The following is a 17,646-nucleotide window of genomic DNA, read 5'->3' as shown; positions in this document are numbered from 1 at the left end:
TGGAAATATTTTTGTATTATTTTATTTTATTTTGTTGTACACTATTACATGTTGACAAATTTTAATATACTTTTAGGGAAAGGTTGGTGACTAATTTCTTAAACATATTTTATTTAAGAATGAAATTTTATGAATAATAAAAATAAAAAAAAACAGTCCTTAGCTCAATTTGTTAAGTATAGTGTAGTTGGTGCTTCCAATACTCTAATAGAAATTTCAATATTAAACATTTTGTCATATACCACTGGCATAACTCATGGAATAACTTTATTTTTCTTTAATATGATAGCATTTTCAATTTATTCTGTCTGTGGTTATAACTTAAATAAGAAATTCACCTTTAGAGAAACTTCTCCTAAAGGAGCTTATTTGCAATATGCCTCTGTATTATTTTTCACTATGATTTTGAATAGCTTATTATTGGTTCTGTTAACAAGTAGAAATCCTTTAATCCATCTTATGCATAATCATCTTATTCATAACCAAAGACATATAATGAATTTAAATCACCTATGGCTCAACATATCCATGATAATAAATTCCATTGTTTTAGGCATACTTGGATTTTTAGTCAATAAATTTTTTATTTTTAATAAAAAGAAGACACACTAAAATTAAGTTTTATTTAATTTTTAGTCTATGTCTTTTTTATTTTTACTTTATTATAACATTCTCCACATAATCATCTTGTAGTGAAGTTGCTAAGCTTTTACCCTTACCTGCTCTATTTTGAACATTTATGTCATCTAATTCAATAGTCTTTATTTCACCTTTTGATGAACTGACTGTTAAACTTATATTCTCATTAATCGCAGAATTGGCTTTATTAGAATCTTCTTTAGTTTTTATTTTTACCTCTACCATACTTACGAATATAACTTCATCATTTTCTTTTAAGCTTATTCCGGTTACCCCTGATGCACCTTTTCCCATAAACTTAATAGTACTTGCATTAAACCTTATACACATAGCCTTTTTTGTAATAATTAATGCATCTTTATCCACATTATCCCTGTTGATTTTTACAAAGTTTAACTTATCATCTTCACTTTTAAGTTTATAAGCTAAAGTCCAGCAGAAGTCTCCGTCTAATTGAGAAAGTTTTAATCGCTTTGTAAATCCTTTTGATGTAAAGAAATAAATACTACTCTCTTCATTGAAATCGTCAACAGATATAATTTCAACTATTTTATCATTAAGATTAAAATCATCTAGCAATGTATTAATACATGTACCTTTCTTATTGACATTCTGAACCATATAACCAGGTAATTTATGAACTAATCCATGTTGCGTAAAAATAAGCAGCATAGATGTGGATTTAGTATATGTACTAACGCGAGAATTTACTTTTTTCCCAGATATTTTTATGATACCTTTAGTATTTACACTAATATTAAACTCTTTGTAATCATATCCTTCGGCAAATTCTAATCCAGTAACCTCATCATTAAGGGTGAGATTAAATAGCTGAGTTCCGACAATATTTCTATCTACAGCCTCAAGTACTGGTTCTTCTACAGAAAATTCAAGGCCTTCCTTAGTAAAAATCTTTAAAAATGCTTCTTGCCTTTCCTTATCATTTAACCTAACGTCAAGTAACTTTTCGTTTTCTCTTAATTTTAAAGCAGTTAATCTATTATAGTTTGTAATAAATTTATCGAGGTGTGTTTTCTTTATATTTCCTTTACTCGTAAAGAATATAAATTCCTTATTATTAGATAAATCTCCTAGTAACAAAGTAGCCACTATTTTTTCTTTTGTTAGATCTATACCTCTCATAAGAGCATCTAGTCTTTCGCCCTTTTCTCTCCACTTATATTCTGGCACTAAGTCTCCTCTTAATTGATATACATTTCCAATATCAGTAAATATCATTAATGAATCCTTAGTATTTGTATGAAGCAAATATGTATTAAAGTCGCCTTCTCTATACTCTATATCATCTATGTTAATGTTAGATCTATTATAAGATTTCATAGGGACACGCTTTATATAACCCTCGTTAGATAAAGTTATCATAATGTCTTCCGAAACTATTATATCTTCCACATCTATTTTTGCTTGACTATCATCTTCTATAATTTCCGTTCTTCTTGGATCATCATATTTTTCTTTTATCTCGAGTATTTCAGATTTTATTACTTTAAGAAGTTCATGCTCACTTCCAAGAATTTTTTTATACCCCCTAATTAGTATTTCTAATTTTTTATATTCTTTTGTGAATATCTTTATTTCGAGTCCTGTTAGCCTATATAACATAAGTTCAAGTATTGCCTCTGTTTGAATTTCTGTAAAATTAAATTGGGCTATAAGATTTTGCCCAGCATCTTTTTTAGACTTTGATTTTCTAATAGTTATAATAATTTCATCCATTACATCAATCGCTTTAATAAATCCTTCTACAATATGAAATCTATTTTCTGCAACATCTAGTTCCCTTTGAGTTCTTTTGGTTACAACATCCTTTTGATGATTTAAGTAATGCATTAATATAGTTTTAAGCCCCATAGTTTGAGGTTTACCATTTGCTAAAGCTACCATGTTAAAAGCTACATTACATTGAAGCTCTGTTTTCATCATTAAATATTTTAATACCTTTGTTGCAGTATCCTTATCCGTGGATTTTTTAAATTCAATAACCGATCTAAGTCCACTTCTATCTGATTCGTCTCTTATATCTATAATAGACTCTAAGGCTCTTAAATGTTTTTTCTCGGCCGTCATATCAGAAATAGATTGAAGTAATTTTGCCTTATTTTTTCTATATGGAAACTCTGTAATTACTATGCCAAGGCGTCCAGTTTCTAGCATTTCTATCTTCATTTTAGAGCGCAGAGTTACCCTACCTTCTCCAGTTTCATAGGCAGTTTCTATTGCATTTTTACCTATTAATACACCACCGGTTGGTAAATCTGGTCCTTTAATATATTTCATAAGTTGTTTTGTTGTAATTTCTTTATTGTCAGCATAAGCTAGAAATCCATCAATTACTTCTCCTAGATTATGTGGTGGTATATTTGTTGCTATTCCGACCGCTATACCAAAGGTTCCGTTTACCAGTAGATTTGGATATCTTGATGGCAAAACCGATGGTTCCTTCTCTGTGTCCGAATAATTATCTACCATTTCCACGACGCCTTTATCAATATCTCTTATCATTTCAAGAGCAATAGGAGAAAGTCTTGCTTCAGTATAACGCATAGCAGCTGCGTTATCTCCATCTTGACTTCCCCAATTTCCATGGCCATCTATCAATGGTTTTCTTGTTGCAAAAGACTGTGCTAAGATAACCATTGCACCATAAACAGAGCTATCTCCATGTGGATGGTACTTACCAAGAATATCTCCTACAATTCTTGCTGACTTAAAATATGGCTTGTCCGGAAATGCTTTTAGCATATATGCACCATAAAGAATTCTTCTATGTACTGGTTTTAGACCATCTCTTACGTCTGGCAGTGCCCTTTCTCTTGCAACCTCCACAGCATAAGGAAGGTAGTTATCTGGCATTGCTTCTTCAATTGGTGTCATTATTATATTATTATCTTTAGGTATGTCAATTACTTTTGCCATTTAATAAAACCTCCTTAAAACTCTGCATATTTATACATGTAACTTTTTCTAGGTGCAACCACATCCCCCATTAGAAGTGAAACCATCTTCTCTGCCTTTGCTGCATCCTCTATAGTCACTTGCTGCAAGGTTCTGGTATTAGGGTTTAGTGTAGTTTCCCAAAGTTGATCTGGATTCATTTCTCCAAGACCTTTATACCTTTGAATAAAAGCACCTTTTCCAATTTCTTTTTTAGTCTTCTCTAATTGCTCATCACTATATGCATACTTTGCCACTTCTCCATTTTTAGTTTGCTTATAAACCTTATAAAGTGGAGGCATTCCCATGTAAAGATGACCGTTTGCAATCAACTGCCTCATATATCTATAAATATAAGTCATCCATAATGTCCTAATATGATATCCATCAACATCTGCATCACTTAAAATAATTATCTTACCATATTTTAAACTTTTCTCATTGTAGTTATCTAAAACTCCTGTTCCAATTGCAGTGTTAAATATTTTAAGTTCTTCACTAGCTAATACATTCTCAAGCTTTTGTTTTTCTGTATTCATAATTTTGCCCTTTGATGGCATTATAGCTTGAAACCTTCTATCCCTAGCTTGTTTTGCACTTCCACCAGCCGAATCTCCCTCAACCACTATGAACTCTGTAAACTCTGAATTTTTAAGAGTACATACTGCAATTTTCCCAGCAAGAGGAGAAGCTCCTTTACCTATCTTTTTTCTTTCGGCTTCATTGATTTTTTTTATTTTATCTCGCCTTGAAGCAGCAGAAACGGCATTATTTATAATGTTTGTAGCCATTTCTTTATTGTCTTCTATCCATTCTAGTATTTTCACATAACTCAATTCATTCATTATGCTATAAGCCTCATTATTACCTAGCTTACTTTTAGTTTGCCCTTCAAAGATTGGATTACTTATTTTAATTCTAACTATTGCAGTCATTCCTTCTCTTAAATCGTCACCTTCAAATTCCTTATCTTTCTCTTTTAAAAGATTAAGCTTTCTAGCCCCTTCTTTAAAAGCCCTTGTCATCCCTGTTTTAAATCCTGTTTCGTGAGTCCCTGATTCTGTAGTAGGTATATTGTTAACATAGCTTGCAATGTATTCTGTTGTAGAGTCAGTAAATTGCATACATACTTCTCCAAATAATTGTAATCCATTTATTTCTTTTTCACCTTGATAGAATATAGGCTCTTTGTGAAGAAGTGTTTTGCTCTCATTTAGATAATCTATAAAATCTAGAAGGCCACGTTCAGAGTGATACTCCTTTGGGACATTTCCTTCTTTTCTTCTATCATCAAAAACCAAAGTAATTCCTTTATTTTGGAACGCCAATTCTTGTAATCTTTCATCAATAAAATCAGAACTAAATTCCAAAGTAGTGAACACATTTTTATCAGGCATAAAAGTAACCTTACTACCCGTTTGTTTTGTTTCTCCAACTATCTCAAGCTTGCCAACTGGTGTACCTGGCATAAGTCTTTTAAGCTCTTTATCATAGGCATATTCAAATCTTTGAGTGAAAATTTTCCCCTTTTGTTTTATCTCGACTAGTAACCATTCTGATAATGCATTTACAACAGCTGCTCCAACACCATGAAGCCCTCCTGAAGTCTTATAATTCTTATTATTAAACTTTCCACCAGTATGAAGTTCAGTGAATACCATTTCCACACCAGATTTATTTTTAATTGGGTGTATTCCTGTAGGAATTCCTCTACCATTATCAATAATAGTAACACTTTTATCTTTATTTAATATTATTTCAGCTTTATCGCCATAGCCATTAGCTATTTCATCTATGGAATTATCTAAAATCTCCCATATACAATGATGCAGGCCTTTGCTTCCTGTGGACCCTATGTACATACCAGGCCTTATTCGTACAGGCTCTAGCTTTTCTAGAGAAGTTAAGTCCGTTACATCATATGTTTGAATTTCTTCATTATCAAAACTCATAAAAATCCTCCAGTAAAATTTTATCATACATTTGCTATTTTATATGTTTCTTTGCAAAAGGTAAAGCGAAATAAATAAAAAATCAGAACATTCGTTTCTGTTTTTTAGCAAATTTCAACTTATTCATATTAATTTTACCCAATATGCTATATAAATATTAACCGGCAAAATAGACCTTTCCTGCCGGCCAACACTGTAATCGGCTCTGTTTTTAGTGTCAAATCACTCAATCTTTTTTTTATTAGTTGGTGGCAATAATGCCGCAGCTACTCTTATTAGATATTTTAGGCTCTCATTATCTATATTACTTTTAAAACTTAATGTACTAACAGCATCTTTTGATATTTTAATAGCTTCTTCTTCTTTAAGGGTATTCTCGCTATTTTTATAGTTAGTTTCTACATATTGCACTGCTTTTGAAACGATTCTAAGAATTATCTTTGCATTTTCAGGCGTAGATTCACTAGAAGATAATGAACCAAGTATTACATAAGCAAACCCAAAATAGTCATCCTTAATATTTATGTCTTTCTCTTTTAACAAATAAGCTAAATAACCAAGGCCTGTTACTAAAAGCACAATTAATACATATTGTATAATTATCTCTACCATCACGTACCCTCCTTTTTTGATTTTATACTACTTTATATGCTACTCAAATAAAAAAGGGTACATTTTTTAACTAAATTATTAAATTCTTAAAATAATTATTGTTAGTCTAATGCTTGTCTCTATTTCACTTTGTTTCTCCACTGTAGCTTTTTTATTTAACGATTTACTTGCTACAATATTGAAAAATAGTATAGGCTATCTTATTTTCACTCTATGTAATATGCAAAAAAATAGAAACTATATTATAGCTTCTACAACTCTTCGCTCCATGTACTATGTCATCTTTTTAATTATATAACAATAAACCTATTTTGTGAATTACAATTTTCATTATAATTTTGCACTTATTTCCCGGTAAATATTAACATATTAATTCTAAATTATCTAAAGTATTATTTTAACCTATCTTGAATAATTACTTATCATTATAATTAGAATTTATGATTTATGATTTAAATATGATTTCCTTTTCAAAATATAATTTCCTATATAAAATCCATAACGTTCATAAAAAAGCAATGCTTCAACATTTGCATAAACTACATTCATTTGAATATCTGTTATTGAATTTACTTCAAACCAATTTAAAGCATCCCTCATGATTTTACCACCTAAACCAATCCTACGATACTTAACATCTATATAAATAGACTCTATTTCACCTAAATTATTTTCTATTGAACTTAAAGAATATCCTATGTATTTTCCGTTATTATTATCTAATAGCATATTAAATTTTATTTTACCTTTCTGTGCCTTTTCATAAATAATTTCCATTCTTTTTTCAAATTTAAGTTCCTCATAATCCTTCTTAAAGTAGATTGATTTATTAAAACGGATAGAATTAAGCAATATCCAAAATGGCTTCATAAGCTTAAGTTCATTTTTACTTTTCTCTACTATACATATATTCATAATATCCCCCTAACTTGTTTATTGCTTTGTTTTATAATAATGATAGTTATAAATTTCCTAATATTTTATGAATCTTTAATATCTATATGTATGATGTATTTTTTCTGAATTATTATCTGATTTATTACTTCATGTGAATAGTAATATTCTAAAGCTACAACATTTCTAAAACGGTTTCATTTATAATTAAAAATATTCGATAAAAATACGATAGAAACACACTTTTAAAAAAAATTGCTTTTAGTTAACCCTATACGAATTCTACATTTTGAATATAATACTTTATATTATTTCATATTAAGTATTATATCTTAATATTCAGATAATATCAATTCTGGACACCCTATATTAATTATAGGCTTTTTAAATAGATATACCATCTTTCTTATGATCCATATCTTATTAAGTTATATTAGAATGTAAAAGTAATTTTTCTGTAATACTATTTGCATCTGTTCATTAACTATAATGATAACATGCCTTTATATATTATTTCAGCCATTTCTTTATGAATTTCTTTTGATACATGTATTCCATCTTCTAAAAAGTATTCTTCTAAGTTTATATTCTTAGGTAAAAGGTTGCCTAAATCGATAGAATTAATATTTTTATCCTTTCCATACTGAAGCAATAATTTGCGTAACTCTACTAGACGCTCATTAACCTTTTTATAATTCATATCTACAAACATTAGCTTTATATAAAGGTTCTCTTTAACAGGCAATGGTGTTAATATTATTGGAACAATATTATTTGTTTCACATACTTCTACCATGTTTTTTATATTATTTAAAATAGTAATCATACTTGTATTTGTAAATATATCATTCGTTCCTCCCATAATTAAAACCTTTGATGGCTTATAATTAACAACATCATTTATAAATCTTTCTTTCATTCCTCTTGTTGTATCTCCTGGTACACCTTTATTAATAATTTTATTTTTAACCCTTTCAGAAACTATACTAACCCAGTTATCTGAATCATTAACCCCATATCCAAATGTTAAGCTATCTCCTATACATACTATGCTCATTTAATTGTCTCCTCTATAAATAATTACTGTAGTGTAGATAAAATCCATTCAACAGCCTCCAAAACATTATTTGCTACATAATCTGGCTTCTTTTCTGGCCACTTATCTCTATATTTCGCAAATGTTTCATTCCCTGCTCCAGTTAATACAAGTATTTTCCCCATACTAACTCTTTCTGCCGCAATCATATCACTCCATCTATCACCAATTACAATACAACTTGTAAGGTCTAGCCCATAATCTTTTTGTGCCTTCAATAACAATCCCGGCTCAGGCTTCCTACATTTACAACTATCATTGGGTGTATGAGGACATAAGTAAACTTTCTCAATTCCAAACCCTGTTAACTCCTCTATAAAATCTTCTTCTGTAGCTTCTCCAACTGATATACCTGGTTGATTTGTGAATGCAAGTACTCTAATTCCATTACTTTTTAACATTTTTATAGCTTTATCCGTGAAATGATATAAAACAAACTTATCAGGGTATGTTACACAATTGTTTCCCCCCATAGTACCATCTCGATCCATAAATACTGCTTGTACATTTTTCATCATATTTGATCTCCCCTATAAGTTACTTCGTACTAATGCTCAACTAAGTATTTGTATACTTCCTTGCACTCATTAGAAATAAAGAATAATTAATTTTCTCATCATAAAAAAGGTATTTGGTTCTATATCATTAAATCCAGATCATTATTTATAGTAGCTTACTATTGTACCTCACTATCTGTAAATACTAAAACATTATTTCTTTGCCCACCTTTCAGCTTTTATATCAATATCTTTTATAAAAGCATCTTTACCATTGCAGTAACCTTCATTATCATGCGTAAACTCAATAGCCAGTTGTCTTTTTAACTCACTGTATCTCCTTGCTTCTTCAGAATGTGCTATCATATAATTTTTGAAATTCAAGTGCCTTGATATTTCGATATTTTTATAGCATTCTCTCAAAAGCAATTCTTTTACTTTTGTCTTCTAAATAAATTATTCCACAATACTTAAAACCATTTTTCTGCAATAACTTCTGCATAGATATATTTTCTTTATGTGTGTCAATTCTTATACTATGTATGCTCATATCCAAACAAATTCTTTCTATGTTTTTAATAATCACAGATGATAATCCTATTCCTTTACATTTGGATTCAATAGCCATTCTATGAATTACTGCATATTTATCATTGCTGGTCCATTTACCATTATAAATAAATTCATAGTTTTTATCTCCGTCAAATGTAACTACTACAGTACCGACTACATCATTATCTTTTAACAAAACGTATCCATTTTCATTAGTAATATCATTCTTTACTGTTTCAAGGTTAGGGTAATTATCCTGCCATTGATTGATTGCATGTTCCTTAAAGTAAGCTTGTGCCTGCTCAATAATATTCATTATACTGTTAACATCTTTTTCAGTTGCTTTTGTAAATTTCATCTTAGTTCTCCTTCAAACTATATAATAGTTTTTCTTTTATATTACTGTATGATTCCATCATACCGCACTTATACTGTATATTATCTTCTGCCTAACTTTAATAATTTTTATTATATTCTACTTTTGCTTTACAATATCTAGAATTTATAATCTTGCTGAATAATCAAATTAATATTATGATTTAAAAATATTATAATATAAGGTGGTAACTTCTTTGTTATCTAATAACTTTACATTCTCCTTTTTTTGCAACCTATATTTAAATTTACATTTTTCAATTACTCTTTTAGAATTATTATTAAAATCATAATGTCCACACCAAATTAAATCTAGGTTTAATTCATTAAATCCATAATTAATTAAACACTCTACCGCCTCAGGCATAAATCCATTACCCCAATATTTAGGGTTTAAAACGTAGCCTATTTCTTTTTGTTTTAAGTTAGAAAGAGTTATATCAGGTTTTCTATCATGAAGTCCTATACTACCTATAACTTTATTTTCTGCTTTTAAAACAATAGCATATGTATCATTATTTTTTGTGAACATTTTTATTATATCTTTGCTTTCTTGCTCATTTTTATGTGGTGGCCAACCAGCATTAGGCCCCACTAATTCACTTTTGGCATATTCATATAAATCGTTGCTATCAGTTTCTCTCCACAGTCTTATGTTCAATCTATTAGTAATTAATATTTCCATATCATTCTCCTCACCCTAATTAAACGGTTTAACATTACACTGAATTTAACTTTTTTTGCACTATTCTTCGTAAGTCTACTGTCTTCATAATATTCATCATAAAATTTTATAATATTATTCATTGAAATCACACTCGCATTTTTGTCCAAAATTATATTATATATATGTTTACTAATTTTAAATTTATTACATTATAACAAAATTTAATATACATTAGTAATATTTATTATATTTAAAATATATTTTCCTTTTATTATTTACCGTCCCATAACCCGCAGTGAAAAAGCGTAAAAATAGAACTAAGGAAATTCACTCCTTAGTTCTATCATATTTCTCTCTTAGGCTTGTTATGTATGGCATAGACATTCTTTATGTAGTCATTAATTGTGCATATAGTTTTTTCTCAATTTATGTCACTGGCTCCCCATAAATTGGGACTACTCTTGTCCAACCTTTCATCTTTCCATACTTCAGATATTTATCGTAATACTCTAACTCTGAATTAAGGAGCCCGCTCCATAACTTACGCAATGGCTCGTTCCTAATTGTCTCAATGGTTGCTCTGACATGAGCGTCTAAGGAGGCTAATTCCCAGCTTAAAATAATTCGGTACATAAACTTATCCGTAATCATTTCAGGATCGATGGGAGCCGTTACTGGTAGTGCCGATCTGTTCGGCAGCGGTATATTAAGCTTTAGTGCTAACTGTTCAAGCTTTTTAACCTGCTTGTTATAAATATATAACCCATGTTGAAGTATTACTTTAAACTCAGTATCATGAGCAAAACTTGAGAATATACCTATAAGTTCAATTTGTTCATATCTCATAACAATATGATCCCAAATATGAAACGCTTCTGACGTGGAAAGCTGTTCTTCTTCCTGACTAATAGCAGTCTTGTAAGTAGGATACGTCTCTTCCCAACCTTTCAATTTACCAAACTTATAAAGAGTATCAAAGTCCTCAAAATGACCTATTAAATCTTGTATGATAATATGTCTTAAATTATCATTCGTACTGGTTGAACGAACTGCATGGTTAAGAGACATCAGCTGCGCTACAAGGTCATGGTATATCTTTTTATATATATAATCATCTGTTACACCATTAAGACGGGTTGCAAACTTGACGTCCACCGGAGGTCTGTTTGGCATTATGATACGAAATTTTTCGCCTAATTTCTCTAAATTATCTATTTGATTTTCAAAATTATTTTGAAATTTATTTAGGATTATTTCCCAACCTACGTCATGAACAAAGTTCTTAAATAATTGAACTGTTTGAGTACTAACATATCTTGCTCTTAGAAGACTATATATATTAAATGCCTCCTGGATATCTATAACGTCTTCTCTCTTCTTAACTTTCTTTATTAATGAACCTAGACCCAATACTTTCACCCCTCATTGTAAATATTTTCATTAGTATGTGTAGAATACCTTTTACATATACCTTGAGGGATGAAATACTTATAACTTACTACTCCTGATCTAACGACGCAGCGACTTCCCTATGACCTTGCTCTACTTCATCAAGCAACCTTTTATTTACCAATAATAGCTCTTTATCTTTATCTACAATGCGTTGTTTTAAATCTAATTCTGACTTGTTGATCTCTGCCTCTAGCTCTTTGGATTTAGTGATATCTATAAAAGTGATGACCACACCATCTATTTTGTCCTCTAACGTGTGGTAAGGCAGAATGCGAGCATTAAACCAACTCCCATTGCGAGACATAACCTGTTTTTCAACAGTAATCAGCGTACGTTGCACATCCCTAATATCCTCTGTCAATTCAGGATAAATTAGATCTGATGCAATATCAGTGATTGGTCGACCCACGTCACTCGAAATCAACCTAGAGATTACAGTCATTTGGTTTGTGAAGCGTTTAACGAGCAACGTGTTATCCAAAAATAAGGTGGCAATCTTCGTGCTGTCCATTAGATTCTTCATATCGCTTGTGACTAGTGACAGGTCGTCTAACTTGACCTGTAGTTCGAAATTGATCGTCTTTAGCTCTTCATTTGAGGACTGTACTTCTTCCTTGGTTGTGGTCAATTCCTCGTTTGTCGACTGGAGTTCTTCGTTGCATGACTGCAATTCCTCATTGCTGGATTTGAATTCTTCTTGGGATATCTGCATTTCTGCACCGGCAACTTGCCACATTTGGCGAGTTTGTAGTAGTTCTCGCTCCAGTTCCTCCTCCCGCTTATTACTGGCAGGGATTTGTCCAGTTATGTTTATTGTTTTGCTTACCTTAGGGGTGATCACGTCGGTAAAAATAATCATTACCATCTCTCGCAGCGCCTCCGGCTCTTTGAGCGGATTGACTGAGATATTAACCATCAGCGATCCACCTTCGTTTAGCACAATAGCATCCTTGGAAGTAACCACCTCTTTTTGCCGAACAGCCTTGTAGAAAGTGTCATTCAGTTTATAGTTTAGCCCTTCACGGGCCATGGCAAAAATATTCCAATTAACCTTACCGGCAGCCGGTTCCAGGTACTTACCCGTTCGCCCGGTAATGTAGATGATATCACCTTTACCATTGACGAGCACTGTGGCCGGCGAATAATATTGCAAAATCAGTTTATCCGCCAGCGACTGCATGTTCTGAACATCATCCGACGGCTGGTTCACTTCAGGCTGATACGGTGCAAAGGAGTTGGGGAATTCTATAGGCTCCTTCTGAATTAAAGGCCGGAGCCTCTGATAAATTCGCGATTTAAGATTAAGTGGTTTAAAAAGATCGGTAAAGTTTCCGACTGACTCTGCACTTCCTAAAAACAAAAATCCGTCACTATTAAGACTGTAATGAAAAAGAGGAATGAGCTTTTTCTGGATTTCTGGTGTCAGGTAGATAAGCAGGTTCCGACAGACCATTATATCAATTTTTGTAAATGGTGGATCCTTAATCATGTTTTGTTGAGCAAAGATGACCATGTCCCGAATATCCTTGACAACCTGATAACCCCGATCCACCTTAACGAAATACTTATTCAGGCGCTCGGCCGACATATCTTTTGCTATATTAACCGAGAAAATGCCCTCCCGGGCTTTATCAATAGCTTCATTGTCCAAATCAGTAGCAAAAATCTGAATAGAAAAGTCTTTGGAAGGCTTTAATTGGTCCATCACATCTTTGAATACAATCGCTAAGGAGTAAGCCTCTTCGCCGGTGGAACAGGCAGATATCCAAACTCGAACCGTATCAGTTGTCGACCGTAAATCTAAGAGTGACGGTATAACTTTGTCCCTTAGCAATTTCCACTCCATCGGTTCGCGAAAGAAACTGGTAACCCCAATTAAAAACTCCTTAAATAACAAATTCAGTTCCTGAGGATTCCCCTTCAAAAAACTGGCGTAGGTGGCTATATCATCAATTTTATGAATACCCATACACCTCTCAATCCTACGTTGTATAGTGTTTTTTTTATATGAAGAAAAATCATGACCTGTATGTTTTCGTAACAGGACTATAATATTGTCGAAGTAATTCATGAGTTTATCTGGATGTTCCTTGTCAGTCATAACCATATGGGGCTTATGCTCAAGATAGGAAATAATCTTTGAAGGCATAGTCTCTACGGTGGATATAACGTCTGCTAAACCTGCCTCAATGGCACTAATAGGCATGTCTTCATATTTAGAAGAGGACGGTTCCTGGATAAAGACACCTCCTCCTTTTTCTTTAATTTCTCTGAGTCCTGCTGTACCGTCGCTTCCCATACCTGAAAGTATGACGCCAATACTCCTCTCCTGTTTATCCTTCGCCAGGGAACAAAAAAAGAAGTCTATGGGCATACGCAGAGCGTGGGGCGCAATAAAATCAAAAAGGTGTATAATATTATGCTTAATAGACATATTCTTGTTTGGCGGAATTACATATACGCAACCAGGCTCAACAGATATGTTCTCATAGGCCTGTACAACTTTCATACTAGTATCCTTCTGAAGTAACTCCACCAAAATATGCTTACTATTCTTCTCCATATGCTGAACGATAACAAAAGCCAAGCCGCTATCTTCAGGCACATTACGAAGGAAAGCTGACAGAGCCTCCAACCCTCCTGCGGAGGCGCCTATGCCAACGATTGAAAAGTCCGTTTTTGCGGTATCCGTTTTAGAAGCATTGCCCCCAGAATTTTTAGTCCTTATGTTTATGTCAAGGTTCTTATTCCCCTTCATTATATTCCTCCATTCACAAATTGAATTACACATCATTTTATCTTCTTATTATAACAAAATATTTATAAACGGAGTATAATAGTTTTTAATTTCCTATATTATTTTTTATTAATTTATTTTAACTATGACATATACATATATGTGAGTCTATCTAATTTAAGGAATAGATATCCGAAAACTCAATATGTATTCTCTCAATTCTTTCTTGTGACTCAGCTTCAAATACTTCACATATGTCGTTCTCTTCTGGCAGTACTATTACTGGAAACACAATTATAAACTCTGTTCCTTTGCCGTATTCACTCAATACAGAAATTTTACCCCCATGTAGCTCAACAAGGGATTTTACTATTGACAATCCAATCCCACTGCCCTCCTGGTTTCGTGTAAGTGACCTATCTACCTGTCTAAATCTATCGAAAATAATATCTAACTTATCGTTTGGAATGCCTATACCTGTATCTTTTATTGATATTATAATATTTTCTCCTTTATCATACATATTTACTGTTATATTTCCGCCTGGTTTTGTGAACTTTATTGAATTAGCAAGTAAATTTAGTATCACTCTTTCAATCTTTTCTGGATCGCAGGGTATTATACACTCCTCTATATCAGTATCAAAAATCAATTCAATGGATTTAGATTTGATATATTCGGCTACTGACATAGTAACACTCTCAACAATATTTATGATATTACAGTTCTGTAGAGTTAACTCAAAAAAACCCGCATCAAGTTTTGTAATATCAATCATATTATTAACAAGTCTTAATTGTCTGTAACAATTCTGTTTCATTATGTTACTATACTTTTTAAATTTTATTTCTTTATCATTAACATCACTGCCGCTTGCATATGTATCCAAAAGCTGCAAGGCAGATAAAATTACATTTAAGGGCGTTCTTAGTTCATGGGAAAGGTTACTGAAAAACTCCGTCTTTAAAGTTTCTGATAAAATAGTTTCATCTAATAACCTCTTGTTTTTTTTATTTTCTTCTTCTAAAAGCCTTTCTTTTATCCGAAAAGAAGTGTCCCTTACTAATAATAATTTTGCTGCACTCCCATCAAAGAGAAGTGGCATTGCTGATATTTCTACTAAGAGTACAGTCCCATCGGGCAGAATAATTCTATCCTCTTTTGGTATGATAGTTTTTTCATGCATTTGAATGCTATTAACACCATTATCGATTAGTTCTTCTTCATCAATATTAAAATAATACGCATACTGTATAAACATTAATTCATTCAGATCTTTTGCTTTCAGTAATTTTATTCCTGCTGAATTCGAAAAGTAGAACTTGCCATTCTGTATGATATAGATGGAATAAGGAGAATTTTCAACCAACTGCTCGTACCTCTCCTTGCTCCTAACCATCTCTATTTCAGCATGCTTACTTCTGGTTATATCCACAAGAGATAATACGACTCCCTTAATTAAATTCTCAACTGTACAGTATGGCTCGCATTTCAATAAATACCATCTTCCATTTTTACTTTGAATTTCCTTCTCATACGACATATGACTGTTCAATACCTCGCTTGCACCCATATTTAAGTCATCATTTATCAGGTTATTGGATATGTGATTCATAGGACGCCCAATATCCTGCTCCTTAAGGTTTATCTCTTTAGTAATACTCGGTGTAAACTTTCTTATACAAAGATTTTCATCAAGAAAAATGGTTCCAATATCTGCACTGTCTAAATAGTTTGTCATATCATCGTATAGATCAGCCAGTTCTTGATTTTTATATTGATACTGGGTGTTGATTTTTAGTAATTCATCATTTACTGCTTGATATTCTTCGTTTATACTCTGTAGTTCTTCATTGTAAACAAGATGTTCCTCATTTGATGTTTGGAGGCATTCCTTGGTATACTGTAACTCCTCTTCAAGTTGAATAATTCTTTCATTTAACTTTTTTTCTAAATCATGTTGCCCTATATATTTATTTTTATCAACACTATCATTCTTATAATGCATACTTATATTTGGCATTATATTTTTCATAATGCATATCTCCTTTTTTATAATTATTTAAATAATGGCTTTAATCATAATACTAACCATTAGATCACTCTATCTGATCTTTAATACAGTTATATTTCTACAAATATCCATAACTACTTTTAATTATAGTGTTTTTAGCACAATAATTCACTCGCAACTTTCGTCAAACTCTGCATTTAGAAAAGCAAGTGATGTCTCCTACTTAAAAAACATAAGATTAATGAGCAACATTACTTTCACCGAAGAGTAAATACCCATTCAGGGCACACTAAAAATAGAACTAAGGAAACTCAAGCCTTGGTTCTATCAAATTTCTATCTTTTGTTTTTTAAATATTTGTGAATAATATTCCCCATAAACTTAAAAAATATATATGAGGTGAGTATTTTGAAATTTTTTTATAGTTACTGGAGAGCTGATTATACTAGCGTTGCTCAAAAACATTTTCCTACAGCCCATATTATAAGTTTAATTATTATTGCATTCTTAATTTATCTAACATATATTTTGAAGTATAAGTTAAAAGATGATAAAAAAGAAAAAATTTATTCTTATATTTTAGGAACAACGTTAATTGTTAATCAAGTTTCTTTATATTATTGGTATATAGATAATAGCTTATTAACTTTAAGAGAATGTTTACCACTATATCTATGTAGGTTATCAATAATCTTATGCATATTAATGATTATAACTAAAAGCCACAATATATTTGATATAGTTTATTTTTGGGGCTTAGGTGGTGCTGGTATCGCCTTATTTTTTAATGACACTTCTATATATACTTTTCCACACTATGTATTTATTCAATTTTTCATATGCCATGGCGGTATTGTTATATCCATATTTTTCATGATGTTTGTTCATAATTACACCCCAAACTTAACTTCATTAAAGCGGACATTCAAATGGACAATTATATATTTTATTATCACTATACCTACAAATTATTTACTTAAATCAAACTACAGTTATCTAAGGTGTAAACCTAATTTCCCTTTATTAAATCAAATACCTACTAATCCCTTTGTATATGTACCTCTATTTATTATTTGTATTAATATATTATTCGTGCTACTATATTTACCCTTTTATAAAACAACAAAAACAAAGAACTAACAAAATATCGTTATATTTTGTTAGTTCTTTGTTTTCTATGAATAATTACTATTAGTTTAGATTT

Annotated in this window: 14 protein-coding genes; 2 read left to right on the top strand and 12 right to left on the bottom strand. The window is 31.4% G+C overall.

What is annotated here, in order from left to right; translation table 11 throughout:
- Nucleotides 1-129: 129 nt before the first annotated feature.
- Nucleotides 130-612: a GtrA family protein gene (locus LGK95_RS12090; RefSeq protein WP_226125045.1), complete on the top strand. Its 483-nt coding sequence runs from the start codon at nt 130-132 to the stop codon at nt 610-612.
- Between the two features lie 42 nt (nt 613-654).
- Here the strand turns inward: LGK95_RS12090 and LGK95_RS12085 are convergent, their stop codons facing one another.
- The 12 genes from LGK95_RS12085 to LGK95_RS12030 all read right to left on the bottom strand — a co-directional run bounded on the left by LGK95_RS12085 (nt 655) and on the right by LGK95_RS12030 (nt 16,463).
- On the bottom strand, nt 655-3,576 hold the full coding sequence (locus tag LGK95_RS12085; RefSeq protein ID WP_226125044.1) for a DNA topoisomerase IV subunit A: 2,922 nt from the start codon (nt 3,574-3,576) through the stop codon (nt 655-657).
- 14 nt (nt 3,577-3,590) lie between these two features.
- Nucleotides 3,591-5,546 carry a DNA gyrase/topoisomerase IV subunit B gene (locus LGK95_RS12080; protein ID WP_226125043.1) on the bottom strand — a complete coding sequence of 652 codons (1,956 nt, stop codon included), beginning with the start codon at nt 5,544-5,546 and terminating at the stop codon, nt 3,591-3,593.
- A 222-nt stretch (nt 5,547-5,768) separates the two neighbouring features.
- Nucleotides 5,769-6,158 carry a hypothetical protein gene (locus LGK95_RS12075; RefSeq protein WP_226125042.1) on the bottom strand — a complete coding sequence of 130 codons (390 nt, stop codon included), beginning with the start codon at nt 6,156-6,158 and terminating at the stop codon, nt 5,769-5,771.
- Between the two features lie 438 nt (nt 6,159-6,596).
- Nucleotides 6,597-7,073, bottom strand: a complete 477-nt coding sequence (locus LGK95_RS12070) for a GNAT family N-acetyltransferase (protein WP_226125041.1) — start codon at nt 7,071-7,073, stop codon at nt 6,597-6,599.
- 463 nt (nt 7,074-7,536) lie between these two features.
- On the bottom strand, nt 7,537-8,109 hold the full coding sequence (locus tag LGK95_RS12065; protein ID WP_226125040.1) for a GDSL-type esterase/lipase family protein: 573 nt from the start codon (nt 8,107-8,109) through the stop codon (nt 7,537-7,539).
- 23 nt (nt 8,110-8,132) lie between these two features.
- Nucleotides 8,133-8,666, bottom strand: a complete 534-nt coding sequence (locus LGK95_RS12060; RefSeq protein ID WP_226125039.1) for an HAD-IIIA family hydrolase — start codon at nt 8,664-8,666, stop codon at nt 8,133-8,135.
- 192 nt (nt 8,667-8,858) lie between these two features.
- Nucleotides 8,859-9,068: a GrpB family protein gene (locus tag LGK95_RS12055; RefSeq protein ID WP_226125038.1), complete on the bottom strand. Its 210-nt coding sequence runs from the start codon at nt 9,066-9,068 to the stop codon at nt 8,859-8,861.
- Entirely contained in the window at nt 9,052-9,555 is a 504-nt protein-coding gene (locus LGK95_RS12050; protein WP_226125037.1) for a GNAT family N-acetyltransferase, read from the bottom strand. Before LGK95_RS12050 ends, LGK95_RS12055 begins: the two co-directional genes overlap by 17 nt.
- A gap of 174 nt (nt 9,556-9,729) precedes the next feature.
- Nucleotides 9,730-10,257, bottom strand: a complete 528-nt coding sequence (locus LGK95_RS12045) for a GNAT family N-acetyltransferase (protein ID WP_226125036.1) — start codon at nt 10,255-10,257, stop codon at nt 9,730-9,732.
- Between the two features lie 408 nt (nt 10,258-10,665).
- Nucleotides 10,666-11,649, bottom strand: a complete 984-nt coding sequence (locus LGK95_RS12040) for a DUF3231 family protein (RefSeq protein WP_226125035.1) — start codon at nt 11,647-11,649, stop codon at nt 10,666-10,668.
- An 88-nt stretch (nt 11,650-11,737) separates the two neighbouring features.
- Nucleotides 11,738-14,449, bottom strand: a complete 2,712-nt coding sequence (locus LGK95_RS12035) for a chemotaxis protein CheB (protein ID WP_226125034.1) — start codon at nt 14,447-14,449, stop codon at nt 11,738-11,740.
- Nucleotides 14,450-14,600: 151 nt separating this feature from the next.
- Nucleotides 14,601-16,463 (bottom strand): sensor histidine kinase, encoded by a 1,863-nt coding sequence (locus tag LGK95_RS12030; RefSeq protein WP_226125033.1) that lies wholly within the window; start codon nt 16,461-16,463, stop codon nt 14,601-14,603.
- A 378-nt stretch (nt 16,464-16,841) separates the two neighbouring features.
- On the opposite strand from LGK95_RS12030, the gene LGK95_RS12025 reads away from it, so the two are divergent.
- Nucleotides 16,842-17,582 (top strand): YwaF family protein, encoded by a 741-nt coding sequence (locus LGK95_RS12025; protein ID WP_226125032.1) that lies wholly within the window; start codon nt 16,842-16,844, stop codon nt 17,580-17,582.
- Nucleotides 17,583-17,646 lie beyond the last annotated feature (64 nt).

Source organism: Clostridium algoriphilum (assembly GCF_020443705.1).
Lineage (GTDB): Bacteria > Bacillota > Clostridia > Clostridiales > Clostridiaceae > Clostridium_AD > Clostridium_AD algoriphilum.
Note: the sequence above shows the minus strand (reverse complement) of the source record. Positions and strands in the feature narration are given on the sequence as shown.

Excerpts from the sequence above, each read along its gene's own strand:
- LGK95_RS12070 (WP_226125041.1), bottom strand. The coding sequence starts at position 7,073 with ATGAATATATGTATAGTAGAGAAAAGTAAAAATGAACTTAAGCTTATG.
- LGK95_RS12045 (WP_226125036.1), bottom strand. The coding sequence starts at position 10,257 with ATGGAAATATTAATTACTAATAGATTGAACATAAGACTGTGGAGAGAA.
- LGK95_RS12075 (WP_226125042.1), bottom strand. The coding sequence starts at position 6,158 with ATGGTAGAGATAATTATACAATATGTATTAATTGTGCTTTTAGTAACA.
- LGK95_RS12035 (WP_226125034.1), bottom strand. The coding sequence starts at position 14,449 with ATGAAGGGGAATAAGAACCTTGACATAAACATAAGGACTAAAAATTCT.
- LGK95_RS12060 (WP_226125039.1), bottom strand. The coding sequence starts at position 8,666 with ATGATGAAAAATGTACAAGCAGTATTTATGGATCGAGATGGTACTATG.
- LGK95_RS12050 (WP_226125037.1), bottom strand. The coding sequence starts at position 9,555 with ATGAAATTTACAAAAGCAACTGAAAAAGATGTTAACAGTATAATGAAT.
- LGK95_RS12080 (WP_226125043.1), bottom strand. The coding sequence starts at position 5,546 with ATGAGTTTTGATAATGAAGAAATTCAAACATATGATGTAACGGACTTA.
- LGK95_RS12030 (WP_226125033.1), bottom strand. The coding sequence starts at position 16,463 with ATGAAAAATATAATGCCAAATATAAGTATGCATTATAAGAATGATAGT.
- LGK95_RS12085 (WP_226125044.1), bottom strand. The coding sequence starts at position 3,576 with ATGGCAAAAGTAATTGACATACCTAAAGATAATAATATAATAATGACA.
- LGK95_RS12065 (WP_226125040.1), bottom strand. The coding sequence starts at position 8,109 with ATGAGCATAGTATGTATAGGAGATAGCTTAACATTTGGATATGGGGTT.
- LGK95_RS12090 (WP_226125045.1), top strand. The coding sequence starts at position 130 with ATGAATAATAAAAATAAAAAAAAACAGTCCTTAGCTCAATTTGTTAAG.